11 protein-coding genes are annotated in these 13334 nt (G+C 52.9%); 4 read left to right on the top strand and 7 right to left on the bottom strand.

Going from position 1 to position 13334, the window contains the following annotated elements; genetic code table 11:
- Positions 1-26 precede the first annotated feature (26 nt).
- The 4 genes from CX651_RS07550 to CX651_RS07535 all read right to left on the bottom strand — a co-directional run bounded on the left by CX651_RS07550 (position 27) and on the right by CX651_RS07535 (position 5342).
- Entirely contained in the window at positions 27-380 is a 354-nt protein-coding gene (locus tag CX651_RS07550; RefSeq protein ID WP_044735439.1) for a cytochrome c3 family protein, read from the bottom strand.
- Positions 381-406: 26 nt separating this feature from the next.
- Positions 407-1927, bottom strand: a complete 1521-nt coding sequence (locus CX651_RS07545; RefSeq protein WP_101055228.1) for a flavocytochrome c — start codon at positions 1925-1927, stop codon at positions 407-409.
- Positions 1928-2347: 420 nt separating this feature from the next.
- Complete coding sequence (gene acuI, locus CX651_RS07540; RefSeq protein WP_101055226.1) at positions 2348-3331, bottom strand: acrylyl-CoA reductase (NADPH); 984 nt, start codon at positions 3329-3331, stop codon at positions 2348-2350.
- Positions 3332-3539: 208 nt separating this feature from the next.
- Positions 3540-5342, bottom strand: coding sequence for a sigma-54-dependent Fis family transcriptional regulator (locus CX651_RS07535; RefSeq protein ID WP_101055224.1), 1803 nt, complete (start codon positions 5340-5342; stop codon positions 3540-3542).
- 247 nt (positions 5343-5589) lie between these two features.
- Between CX651_RS07535 and exaC the strand changes: the two genes are divergently transcribed.
- The 3 genes from exaC (at position 5590) to CX651_RS07520 (ending at position 10767) form a co-directional block, all read left to right on the top strand.
- Positions 5590-7110 (top strand): acetaldehyde dehydrogenase ExaC, encoded by a 1521-nt coding sequence (gene exaC, locus CX651_RS07530; RefSeq protein WP_101055222.1) that lies wholly within the window; start codon positions 5590-5592, stop codon positions 7108-7110.
- A gap of 196 nt (positions 7111-7306) precedes the next feature.
- Positions 7307-10171, top strand: coding sequence for a TonB-dependent receptor plug domain-containing protein (locus tag CX651_RS07525; protein WP_101055220.1), 2865 nt, complete (start codon positions 7307-7309; stop codon positions 10169-10171).
- A gap of 131 nt (positions 10172-10302) precedes the next feature.
- Positions 10303-10767: a tRNA (cytidine(34)-2'-O)-methyltransferase gene (locus tag CX651_RS07520; protein WP_101055218.1), complete on the top strand. Its 465-nt coding sequence runs from the start codon at positions 10303-10305 to the stop codon at positions 10765-10767.
- Between the two features lies 1 nt (position 10768).
- Here the strand turns inward: CX651_RS07520 and CX651_RS07515 are convergent, their stop codons facing one another.
- A complete protein-coding gene (locus CX651_RS07515) occupies positions 10769-11308 on the bottom strand; it encodes a hypothetical protein (protein WP_101055216.1) in 540 nt (179 codons plus the stop codon).
- Positions 11265-11822 (bottom strand): hypothetical protein, encoded by a 558-nt coding sequence (locus tag CX651_RS07510; RefSeq protein ID WP_101055214.1) that lies wholly within the window; start codon positions 11820-11822, stop codon positions 11265-11267. The genes CX651_RS07515 and CX651_RS07510 overlap by 44 nt, the downstream gene beginning before the upstream one ends.
- Before the next feature lie 305 nt (positions 11823-12127).
- Between CX651_RS07510 and CX651_RS07505 the strand changes: the two genes are divergently transcribed.
- On the top strand, positions 12128-13135 hold the full coding sequence (locus tag CX651_RS07505; protein ID WP_101055212.1) for a hypothetical protein: 1008 nt from the start codon (positions 12128-12130) through the stop codon (positions 13133-13135).
- A gap of 128 nt (positions 13136-13263) precedes the next feature.
- Here CX651_RS07505 and CX651_RS07500 read toward each other — a convergent pair.
- Positions 13264-13334, bottom strand: a 71-nt coding sequence (locus CX651_RS07500) for an EF-Tu C-terminal domain-related protein (protein ID WP_198552046.1), incomplete at its 5' end; no start/stop codon positions are given.

Here is a 13334-nt window from a genome sequence, read left to right as displayed (position 1 = left end):
CTTGAGGCAGCATATAAACCCTTTCATTATTCCTTATGTTTATCGTATTTAAAGGTATGGCAATTACTGCACAGAGGTTTTTTAGGCTGGTGTTCACCATGACACTCAACACAAGGCAGGTCTTTACCATAATGCAAGTTGTCATGGGGATTTTGCCATCTGTCCTCACCACTGCGGGCTGTCTTTTTTGCCAGCTCATCGACATCGTGGCACTTCAGGCAGGCACCATCTGAAGGGTACTGCTTAAGCCCTTGGTCGTGGCATACCTTGCAATCCTTGCCTATCACTGCCTTGTGATAATCGCGCTGCTGAACGGCATGAACCGATACCGAAGTTAGCCCTGCCAACAGCAGTGCCCATACTAAGTTTGCTTTCTTCATTATTGAGTCCTCTCTCACCGTTCAATTCAGGCTTGCATCATGCTGCGGGCCGCAGTCATACCCATCACCATACATTCGGGGATAGAGCAGCTTCCCAGGCGGCTAACGCCATGGATGCCGCCACAGACTTCCCCTGCGGCATAGAGTCCGGCAACCGGCTTACCTGTGAGGCTGTCTTTGACTTCAGCCTTGGTGTTCACCTGGACTCCGCCCTGGCAGTAGTGCACCTTGGGCCATAGACGCACCACAGTGAAAGGCGCTTCAATATACTTATCTTTTGCCTTGGTCATGTTCTTGCCAAACTGCTTGTCTTCACCGCTATTGACATAGCGGTTGTACTCTTCGATTTGTGCCTTGAGTGGTTTCAAAGGTACCTCAAAGTGCTTGGCCAGTGCCTCCAGTGAGTCAAACTTCCAACCCACATTGTATTTGAGCACCTTGGCGGTATTGGGGTGCTGTTTGGAGTCCTTGTAGCTGGTGATCAAGATAGGTGGCAGCGGTTCTCCCTTAGCGTCGCGACAGGCCAACTCGGCATCGGCGCGGGTCTTGCGGTCGGCAATTTCATTCATAAAGCGCTTACCTGTCATGCGGTTAATCGCAATTGAATGAGGGAAGTTGAAGATGGAATAGTTGGAAACATAACCAAAACCGCCCTCATCGGGAGAGGCCCAGGGCCCGGACTGAATATGTGCCAGATGCACAGGCACAGCGCCGAGACGGAACATCTCCAACATACCTTCACCTGTGGCGCCGGGAGTATTGGTACAACCCACTTCATGGGTCAGAGTCGGATCCTGCGCCATTCGCAGGCCGATATTCTGGGCAAAGCCACCGGTTGCCATCAAGACACCGCGCTTGGACTTGATATACACCAACTTGCCAGAGTCCTCTTCGCCGAAGTAATAACCCTGACGCATCTTCACCCCTTCGACGCGACCATCCTTGCCGAGGACAAAGCCCTCAAACTTGGAGCGGTTATGGGTCTTGACTCCGATACGCTGACACTCTTTATACAAAGGCTGGGTAATACCTGCGCCGCAACTGACCGCGGTTTGATAAGTACGGGCAACCGAGTGACCACCCAATTGTTGCAGGTAAGGATGGTATTCGGCACCGGCATCCAGGGTCATCTGCAAGGCTTCCACCGCGTGTGAAGCCACATGACGCAGCAGTTCCTCATCGGCGATACCCCGGCCCGATTTCAACTGATCGGCAACCATCTGTTCTACTGAGTCCTTAACACCTTCCTGTTGCTGCATAGGTGTACCCGGTGCGGCGAACAAGCCACCGTTAATGGCAGAGTTACCACCGAAATAAGGCATTTTCTCAAAGATATGCACATCTTTGGCGCCCTTGCGGGTCGCTTCAATGGCCGCTGCCAAACCGGCAAACCCTGAACCGATAATCAGCACTTCAACTTCTTTATCCCAACTCACATCCGTGGCTTTTTCCGATACAGCCAACACGGGAGCAGCCACGGCAACTCCGGCAGCGGCGCCAACGCCCTTAATAAAGTTACGGCGTCCCAGCAGATCTACTTTGCTCATCTGTCATCACCTTTTTCGTTTTAATCGACACTGGCATCTTAGGGATGGAATCAATTCCAAAACGGGAGTTAAGCGTCAGTTGCTTTTTAAACAAAAGGGCAACATTTAAAAATGACATCTGGCTTGGGTTTTAACTGCAAAGCTGGACAAGTGACATTTTTTGGAACGGTTTCCAAACTCCGCCACAGCCCACAAGACAGGCAAGAAATCAGGGGAAGTGAGAGCGACTGATAAACCGCTATGACTTTGGCTCTTTCTCAAGCTCAAAAGCTAATCTAAGTCAAAGTTAGCCAAGCACCGACTCAATAAGAGGGAATATCAACAGAAAAGCTGGGGTGGAGCCGTATTGTTGGGGCCTAACTGTATTCAGGACAAGTCACAACAAACAGTTTGGGGCCCAGAGGCCCCTTTAGGCGAGTATCAGCCGACTTTAATCAGAGTGCGGCCGCTGATTTCACCTTTAACGATTTGCGCTGCGGCCTCGGGTACCTGCTCCAGAGTGATTTCATGACAAGCCTCTTGATAGTAACTATCAGGCAACAGAGCCACTATCTGCTCCCAGGCAGCACGGCGCTTGGCGGCCGGGCACTGCACCGAGTCTATTCCCAGCAGGCTGACGCCACGAAGAATAAAGGGCATTACCGTGGTCGGCAGGGCAAAGCCACCCGCCAGGCCGCAAATCGCGGCAACCCCACCATAGTTCAGCTGTGACAAGGCGCTGGCCAGCACCTTGTTCCCTACGGTATCCACTACGGCGGCCCAGCGCTGCTTATCCAATGGTCTGGCATCCTGCTCAAGCTCGCTGCGCTCAATTAAATCGCTGGCACCAAGCTGCTTGAGCCAGGCCGCATTCTGCTCCAGACGGCCTGTACCGGCGACAACCTTAAAGCCGAGTTTAGCCAGCAGTGTCACGGCCACCGAGCCGACCCCACCACTGGCACCTGTTACCAGCACCTCACCATCTTTCGGTTTGATCCCAGCTTGCTGCAACGCTTGTACACACAGCATGGCCGTGAGACCGGCGGTGCCTATCATCATCGACTTGGCGGCTGTGCAACCCAGTGGCATAGGCACCAGCCAGTCACCCTTGACTCTGGCACGCTCGGCCATGCCACCCCAATGGTTTTCACCAACGCCCCAGCCGGTGAGGATAACCTCATCGCCTGGCTGATAATCCGGATGGGCCGACTCTCGTACCACACCGGCAAAGTCGATACCCGGCACCATGGGGAATTGACGAATAATCTTGCCAAGCCCGGTCACCGCCAGGCCGTCTTTGTAGTTCAGTGAGCTGTAGGCAACATCGACCAGAACATCCCCCTCGGGCAGATCGCCGTCCTCCAATTGGGTTATCTGGGCCTGGGTCCGTTTATCGTTTTGGGTCAATACCAGTGCCTTGAACATGATTACCGCTCCTGCTGTTAAAAATACAAATTCCAGACTAGTGGAAAAACCACCGGCGGGACACAGGATCATTGGCAGAGTGTCGAGGCGTGCAACTCATGGGCTATTTCGCGGCTTGGTTCACATTCAATAATCCCAGTCTGTTACCTCGGCCTCAATAATGGCCTGTGCCCAGGCAAGTCCATCAACAAAATACCAACATCTAAAACTACTTCAGCGCCAACGCCTTAAGCTTACGGTATAGGGTGTTGCGGCTAATCCCCAAACGGCGTGCCGCTTCACTGACGTTACCATTGCAAGCCAGCCAGGTGTCGCGAATTTGCGTCTGCATTTGGCGGTGCAGATTGTTGCCCGGCGCGGGTACCAAACCGGTCACAGTCTCTTCTGTAGCCACCAAGGTCTGCTGCAGACTTTCAGGCAGCGTTTGCCAGTTGAGTTCAGGGAGCTCTTCGGCCATCAAACAGGCTACCTGCATCAGGTTATCCAGCTCCCGTAGGTTTCCCGGCCAATGATATTGCAGCAATCGCTGCTCCAGCACAGGACACAGGCTCTGGGGCCGAACTCGATAGCGCTGGTGCAATTTGTGGAGCAGACGCCGCAGGTCGCTTCGCTGGCGCAATGCAGGCAGTGTGACCTGCAAACCATTGAGCCGGTAATAGAGATCGGCGCGAAAGGCCCCCTGCTGCACCAATGCCGGTAAGTCCATATGAGTGGCGGCAATCACCTGAATGTCGACGCTGTGTGCCTGATTACTGCCAATGGGCACCACCTCGCGCTCCTGCAACACCCTAAGCAAACGGCTCTGGGCCGCCAGGGGCATCTCGCCGATTTCATCCAGAAACAGGGATCCCTGGTGCGCCTGACGTATTTTGCCGACATATCCCTGCCTGGAAGCTCCGGTAAAGGCACCCGCCTGATAACCAAACAGCTCTGATTCCACCAGCTCCGCCGGGATCGCGGCGCAGTTAACCGCCACAAAAGGCTGCTGATGCCTGGAACTTTGCACATGCAGCTGTTTGACAAACTGCTCCTTGCCCACTCCGGTTTCCCCCAGGATCAGCAAAGGGATATTTCGTACCAACACCTTACGCGCCTGCTGCCAGGCTTGATCCAACCTGGGTTCTTTAAAAGCAGCGCTGCTTTCTCTGCTCTGGCTTTCTCGGCTCTGGCTCGCTCGAACCACAGGCTTGGTATGTTGAGGCTGCTCCAACGCCTGGGTTCTGAACACCAATCCCTGCTGCAAGCGGCCGCTGCCCCGGTTCAATACCTGAGGGGACAAGGCCTGGTGAATTTGGCCCAGGTTGATGCCTTTGAGTAGTTGCCTTGCCATAGGGTTGGCGCCCAGCACCCGTCCATCAAGGTCGAGCACCAATACGCCTTGCCAGCCTGAATACAGCAGGGCCTGCTGCGGCGCCAGATCCAATCGAACAGCAGCGCCGGGAAGTCGGCACAATAAAGCCAGCTCCAACTGCTGCGCCAAACTGGACACCAAGATGGCTGTCTTTGGGGTATGGATTTGCTGCTCACTGGTGATATCCAAGGCTCCCAGCAACTCACCGTCCGGGGAGTACAGCGGGCTGGCGGTGCAACTCATAAATCTGTGGCTCTTGATAAAGTGCTGCTCACCGATAACCGAAACACACTGGCGTTCGCTGAGTGCCGCGGCTATGGCATTGGTTCCCTTGTATTGCTCCAGCCAGTTGACCCCGGTATCCAGGGCAATATTGGCAAGCTTTTGTGAGTAGTGGCTCACGCCCCAGTGCTGCAGCACAAAACCTTGAGGATCCGAGAGGATGAGCCGACTCTGGGTTCGCCCCATAAGTTGATTGAACAGTGGCAGAGCACTGTGCTCCACGGCTTGCAGCAGCCGGCCATGGCGCTGGCGCCGCTCATCAAGAGCAGCAGTATTGAGCCTGAGTTCATCGGGTATGGCAGCGGGATTGAGCCCAGCCCCCTGGCAACGTTGCCAGGAAGCCGATAACCAGGATTGGGAATGGGTCTTGAGTGTCATAGCCCTGCTCCATTCTGGTACACCTGTGTGTACCTTTTTGCCACAGTTTGCGCGATAGACAACTCGAGTACCCGGCACCACGCCAAGATACAGCAATCGCAAATTTAGTTTTTCATCATACTGTTAGCACAATAAATGAACAAGCAGGCTCACACTGGCCCGGCCTTTGCGTTTACCTGAGCCAAGGCCGCTGTGGCCGAACAGATAAATACAAGAAAAACCTTTCAACAAGACGAGGAAACTCACCATGATTTATGCCCAACCCGGCACTCAGGGTGCCCTGCTGCAGTTCAAGGACAAGTACGACAATTTTATTGGTGGAAAGTGGCTCGCGCCGGTTGGCGGACAATACTTTGATAACCGTACCCCGGTCACCGGCGAAGTCTTCTGTCAGGCCGCCCGCTCTGATGCCCGGGATATCGAGTTGGCGTTGGATGCGGCCCATGCCGCCAAAGAGAGTTGGGGTAAGACTTCAGTCACCGAACGGGCCAATCTGTTACTGCGCATTGCCGATCGAGTAGAGCAGAGGTTGGAGATGCTGGCAGTGGCCGAAACCTGGGAAAACGGTAAGGCGGTCAGGGAAACCCTCAATGCCGATTTACCCCTGTTGGTGGACCACTTCCGTTACTTTGCCGGCTGTATTCGCGCGCAGGAAGGCAGTGCTGCCGATATTGATGCCACCACGGTCAGCTATCACTTTCCCGAACCTTTGGGCGTGGTTGGGCAGATCATTCCCTGGAACTTTCCACTCTTGATGGCGGCCTGGAAGATAGCCCCGGCACTGGCGGCCGGCAACTGTATCGTACTCAAGCCAGCTGAGCAGACACCGGTTTCCATCATGGTACTGCTGGAGCAGATTCAAGATTTGCTGCCTGCCGGGGTGCTTAATGTCGTCAACGGCTTTGGCGCCGAGGCGGGTCAAGCGCTGGCCAAAAGCAAACGCATCGCCAAGTTGGCTTTCACGGGTTCAACCGAAGTGGGTTACCACATACTCAAGTGCGCCGCCGAGTCACTGATCCCCTCGACCGTGGAGCTGGGCGGGAAATCCCCCAACATCTATTTTGCCGATGTCCTGGAACAGGAAGACGATTATCTGGATAAGGCGGTCGAAGGCATGTTGCTGGCCTTTTTCAACCAGGGTGAAGTCTGCACCTGCCCCAGCCGGGTACTGATCCAGGAGTCCATCTACGACAAATTTATCGAGCGGGTCATCGCCAGAGCCCAGAGTATCAAACAGGGAGATCCGCTGGATACCGACACTCAGGTCGGCGCTCAAGCGTCACAGGAGCAGTTTGATAAAATACTCAGCTATCTGGAAATTGGTCGCAATGAAGGCGCCAAGATACTGCTTGGCGGTCAGGCCAACAGCCTGCCGGGCTCCCAGAGTCAGGGCTATTATGTTACCCCGACAATACTCAGCGGCCATAACCGGATGCGGGTATTTCAGGAGGAGATCTTTGGCCCTGTCGTTGCTGTAACCACCTTCAAAGATGAAGCAGAAGCACTCAGCATTGCCAACGACACCCAGTATGGTTTGGGTGCCGGCGTCTGGACCCGGGATATGAATCGGGCACAGCGTATGGGGCGGGGGATCCAGGCAGGACGGGTCTGGATCAACTGCTATCATGCCTACCCGGCACATGCCGCTTTCGGAGGATACAAGAAGTCAGGTATCGGCCGGGAGACCCACAAGATGATGCTGTCTCACTACCAAAATACCAAGAATCTGCTGGTGAGTTACTCCACCAGTCCCTTGGGTTTCTTCTAAACCAAACACAGTAAAAACAAGCCCGGCTTCTGCCGGGTTTTTTATTACACAAATTTAATACAGTAAATTAACACTTACGAATACAAAACATACCATCAAATCAACTATTGAAAGAGATTTTCACAAATACTAGTATTGTTTAGCTACAACAAGAAACATAAATAACAATATCTAAACAATTTCATAGGGAGTTGGTATGTTAAAAGAGAAATTGCTGGCGAACGCCATTCGCTTTTCACTTTTTGCAGCAACGGGTTTTGCTTCTCTGGCAGTGGCCTCTCCGGCCATGGCAGAGGAACAAAATGAGCAGCAGATTGAAAAAATCCAGGTAACAGGTTCACGCATTATGCGTGAGGGCGCTATTGCCCCCAGCCCGGTTACCGTTATTTCGGGCGAGTCTCTGATTAAAACAGGGGCCGTTAACATAGGTGAAGCACTCAACGAACTGCCAGCTCTGGCAAACACTTACTCACTGGCCAACTCGGGAAGCTCTATCGGTACTGCCGGTCTGAACTTGTTGGATCTGCGTGGCATGGGCGCAGCCAGAACCCTGGTACTGGTCGATGGCAAGCGTCATGTGGCCAGTAGCCCAGGCACATCCTCTGTCGACGTGAACACCATTCCAACCGAATGGGTCGATAGTGTTGAAATCATCACTGGTGGCGCCTCGGCGATTTACGGTGCCGATGCGGTTACCGGTGTTGTTAACTTCAAGATGAAGAAGAAGATTGAAGGCTTCTCAGCCTCTGCCGCCGCCGGTATTGCCGATGACAGCGACTACAATAACCAGCGCTTCAGTCTGGCCTATGGTTCCAACTTTGATAATGATCGCGGTAACGCGGCTATCTCGGTCGAATACTCACAGCAAGATCGCCTCGGAATGCTGGAACGTGACCAAACAGCGGTTTCTTGGAGCGAGCTCAACAATACTATCGATGACAGCACTGTTAAGCAGCTGCTGCCAAATGCCGGTTACTGGGGGATCAATAATGCCGGTGTTGTTGGCTTCTATGGCGGAACACCGGGTTATTATAGCTTCAACCCGGACGGTACTCCGAAAACTATTGGTCTAGGTGAAATCACGGACGGTATAAAATGTGCCGGTGAGGGTTGTGACTATATCAACCTGCGTCAGTGGGAAGAACTTCAGCCCGAGTTTGATCGTACCACCATCAACTTCAAGACCAACTATGACTTTACCGATAACCTGAACGGTTATTTCGAGGCTAAGTGGAGCCGAACCAATGCCACCACTTCAGGGCAACCGGCGTTCTTCTTCTTCAATGATGACTATACGACAGTAACCCGTGATAACCCCTACGTTTCCGATGAACTGGGCGCTTTGATGGATCAGGTCGGCTCAGACTCTGTGGTAGTCAACCGCTTTATGTCGGATCTGGGTCCCCGCACCGAAGATGATGAGCGTACCACCCAAAGGTATGTGCTCGGTCTAAATGGTATAGTGCTGGAAGATTGGGAGATGGAAGCCTATGCCATCTATGGTCAGACAGAGCAGACCCGTACCAATTACAACAACTTGATCTATAAAAATTTCCAGCAGTCTGTAGATGCTATTCGCGATCCTGTCAGCGGCGAAATTGTCTGTCGTGACACAGATGCCCAGGCCGCAGGTTGTGTGCCCGTCAATCTGTTTGGTGACGGAGCGGTAACCCGCGAAGCTGCCGACTGGTTCAGTACTACCACTACAGGTAAATTCAAAATCGAGCAGTATGTAATCGGCGGCTCTATGTCCAACTCTGCCCTGTTTGAGCTGCCTGCCGGTATGGTAGGTTTCGCTTCCGGTATCGAATACCGCAAGGAAAAGAGTCAGAACAACGAAGATCCATTTGCCGCTACCGGCGCCACCTTCTTTAACGCCCTGCAGAGTGAAGGCGGTGATTTCGATGTCAAAGAAATCTATGCCGAGATCTCTGTGCCGCTGCTGGAAGACCTACCTGGTATCCAGAACCTGACTCTGGATGGCGCGGTCCGCTACGCTGACTACTCCACCATTGGCGATGCTACCAGTTGGAAGTTGGGTCTGGACTGGACCATCATAGATTCGCTGCGCCTGCGTTCGACTCTGTCTACCGCTCTGCGCGCCCCTAACATCAGCGAATACTATGGTGCCCAAGGTCAGAACTTCTTCAATGTTGATGACACCTGTAAAACCAGCGAACTGGCCGAGGTAACTCCAGAGCAACGAGCGATTCGTGCTGCCAACTGCGCCGCACTCGGGGTACCAACTGATTTCGATTCCAGCTATGACAGCGCAACCCTCGAAGGGGTTTCCGGTGGTAATGACCAGTTGGAGCCTGAAGAGTCTGACAGCTACACTGTCGGTCTGGTTTATCAGCCTTCATTCGTTGAAGGTCTGGTGATGACGGTGGATTACTGGAACATTGAAATCACAGATGCTATCGCCAATATCGCTGCTCAGGATATTATCAATCGCTGTATCGACTCCCCCACAGGGGTCAACAACCAATACTGTGATTTGCTCACCCGTGACGCCACCTCACACGAGATCACTAACATCACTCAGATTGTGCAGAATATAGCCAAGCAGGAAGCCTCAGGGGTCGACTTCGAAATCGGTTATGACTTCCCGCTATTTGGCGGTGACCTGCGCACTAACCTACTGGGTACCTATCTAATCGAGCGCAACGAATATCCCTTCCAGGATGATTCCTCCGATTATGAAGAGTATGCCGGCACGATAGGTGAAGCACAGTGGCAAGGTCAGTTGGTACTGAACTACAGCTACGACGCCTGGAACCTGAACTGGAAGACACGTTATCTGGACTCGGTAGATCTGTATACTCCGCAGTTCAACGCCGACTATGACGTGCCTTACTCCAATGTCATGAGCTATGGTTCATACAGTGTTACCGACTTGTATGCCACCTACACCATGGACAATGGTCTGGAGTTCGGTCTCGGGATAGACAACGCATTCGACCGTGACCTGCCAGGCAGCACCACTGGTACAGGTACCGGCAGCGCCAGCTATGACAACATAGGTCGCTTCTATTACCTGACTGTCAAATACGAGATGTAAGCAATTACCTCGCCTGAAAAAGCCCCTTAAGGGGCTTTTTTACTTTCTAGCGACTTTGCATTCTCACTGAGAGAGTACACTCCTTAGCGGAATGGTATAATGCCCGCATCTGCATGCAATAAGGTCAACCCGTGTTCCACATCGCCCTCTATGAACCCGAAATCGCCCCCAATACCGGCAACATTATCCGTCTCTGCGCCAACAACGGCTGCGAGCTACACCTGATAGAGCCTTTGGGCTTTGATCTGGAAGAGAAAAAACTGCGCCGGGCCGGGCTGGATTATGGCGACCTGACCCGAGTAAACCGCTACCCGGATTTCCCGCGTTTTCTCGCGGCCATGGCGGGCAAACGCATTTTGGCTTGCACCACCAAGGGCAGTCGGCCACATTCCGAGCTCGAATATCGGCAAGAGGATGTGCTCTTGTTTGGCCCCGAGACTCGCGGCCTGCCTCAGGAAATATTGCAAAGCATTGCTGCAGAGCACAGACTGAGGATCCCTATGGTGCCCTCCAGCCGCAGCCTGAACCTTTCCAATGCAGTGGCTATCATCAGCTATGAAGCTTGGCGTCAACAGGGTTTCAGCGGCGCTATATAAATCAGCGAGGTTGCAGTGAGATGGCTCTGTAGGTTTGATAGCTATCCGAGTCCTCATCCAGATAGTGCAGATTCTGGCGCCAGAGCCAGCCGTCATTGTCGGCTTCGAATAGCAGTTGGATCAGCGCCGGACGTCCACCGGACCGCCCTTCACCCAGCAGGGAAAATCCGCCGCCCTGATGGTAAAGGGTGAAAGATTGAAAGCGTTCTTCGGTCACACCGTCAAAGTACCAGAGCCCCACACTGGGATCTTGGTCTCGAAACCACCAGGTTTCACTCAGGGGATGGCGTGCCCCTTCACTGACGCTGAGTAACAACTGACGCTTATCTTTACTGCAGATGGCATCCAGGCTGAGCTCCTTCGGGGTTTGCCCCCTTTGGGCACCATCCCCCTGCCAATGGCCATTGAGCGCTTCACAGAATTGACTAAAAGAAGCCTTGCCGGCCCAGGCGGGTTGCCAGGCCAGGGCCAGGGAAATAATAAACAGGCGTAGAAAGTCAGAAGAGTTCGATATCGTTGTTGTTTTGCTTGAGATGTTCATCTTGATACTGGCTCAAAGCCTCGTGTAGTGGCATTCCCTGCAGCACAAGATCAAACATTTTGCGTTCACAGTCCAGCGAGTATGTCGACTTAATCGTACGCTGTAACATTTTCCAGGCATGTTCCGAGGTGCGACTATGCTCATCCCGCAGAACTTCTTCAGTCAGCGCCAGCCCGGTCACCACATGGTTGAGCCTTTGTGACAGACGATCATAGAACTGAAAAGCCACTATACCTTCATTGACCTTACCGGCCAGATGGCGGCCATGATCAAGGATCTCGGCCGGAGTATTCTCCTGAGTTTCCAACCAAGCATTCACCTCTCGCAATTGCTCCGCCATGTCGGTAAACAGGCTCCCTAAACCGGTGACATTGTGTTCACCGTCGGTCAGGGTCAACTCTATCTGGGCTATCGACAACAACAGGAGTTTTACCGTTTCCGAGATATGCAGCCATTGGGCCGAATCGAGTGAATCCAGAGTCGTGGGCGTTTCGAGCTGCTTGTTATTTGTCATGGGGATCTCTGTGGCTGAGTGGCAGGCATACAGAAGTTTAGGACATAAAACGCCTTTTGACTCTTACCTGGCTCGGCCGGTAAACGGCTACCCGGTGTCGTGACTATGAGTTAGTGCCCGGGGCGTTAGTACCCGGGGCGTTAGTGCCCAGGAGCTTTGAGTTCAGCCAAATCCCACTGTCGAACCGCGCCTGGAACAGATCAAAGTTTTCCGATAAACAAGCCGATAAATTTCTGTTTTCGTAGCAGATCTATTGCACAGTTTCTGCGACAATCAATGCCAATGCTGTTGTTGCCGGAGATCTTATGCACAGACTCAAGAGCCGTATCATCAGAGAGTGGGATTTCAACCACAAAGGCTGGTTGCTGGAGGCTGCCCGCTTCCTGGCCCCAGAGCTACTGGCGTTAACTCTGTGGGATGAGTCTGAGGGTAAGCCGCTGCTGGCCATTTGGCCTACCGAGGCCGACTCCCCCGACTTATTGCTGGATCTCACTCAATTTAAGGGGCATCCCCAGGTCTGCCTCTGGCATCAACAACTCACCTTGGTGGATGAAACCGGGCTCTGGATCTGGGAGTCACCGGCAGAAGCTCAGGCGCAGCACTACCCCTTTGCCAATCCGGACGTGCTTTCCATGACTGTGGAACAGCAACACTTCCATTTTCTGCCATTGCAGCTTTGTCCGCTGGATGACAATCAACTGCTGCTGCGAATGAGTTCCCCTAATACCCGTAAGGGCCGGGCCATTTCCTGGCTATTTATCAAAGAAGATCACTGTCACTTGGTCAACAGATACAAGGAGCCGGACGAACCTGAACTCGCCGACTTAAAGCCGGGCAGCCCTCTCTGGCTTGAAGCGATCCAGGTCTGTAACAAAAAGATTTTCTGCCTCTGTCAGGGGCAATCTGCACCAGACACTCAAGAGGCTATATTGGCAGAATACAAATATGGCCTGCCGGATAGCCTCTTGGGCAAACTTTCCAAAATGCTCGGCAGTGGTCAGGAAAAAGATCTGCTCTTGCAATCGTCTAGCCTTCTGGCACCCGGCAGCGCCCGTTTCAGCGATTGTGGGCCACAGCTGTGGTTAAGCTCCAGAGCCAACAAGCGTTTCGAATGTCATTCGCTGGCAGAGGAACCAAGCCCCTTTGAACTGGCACTGACTCCGGCCCAGAATCTCGGTGACATCAAACCAACCAAGGCTCAAATAAGCTTTATGGATAACAAGCTATTTTTAGTGCACGACAAGCGCAGGTTGAATTTATGTGCAATTCAGGCAAGTAACCCTGTGAGCTCTTTAAATAAAAGTACAGCTTGAGACAGAAATCCTCTATCCGGGATTAATTAAGCGTTGGCGCATAAAAGGAAGGAAGCAAAGCGTGTAAATAACGTTATAAAACAAAAAAGGAAGCCGAAGCTTCCTTTTCAAAGTAACCTGTCTCGCAATTAAGCGATGATCTTGGCTACAACACCAGCACCAACTGTACGGCCACCTTCACGGATTGCGAAGCGCAGAC

Origin of the sequence: Shewanella chilikensis (genome assembly GCF_002836945.1) — a bacterium.
In the GTDB taxonomy this organism is placed as follows: Bacteria; Pseudomonadota; Gammaproteobacteria; order Enterobacterales; family Shewanellaceae; genus Shewanella; species Shewanella chilikensis.
Note: the sequence above shows the minus strand (reverse complement) of the source record. Positions and strands in the feature narration are given on the sequence as shown.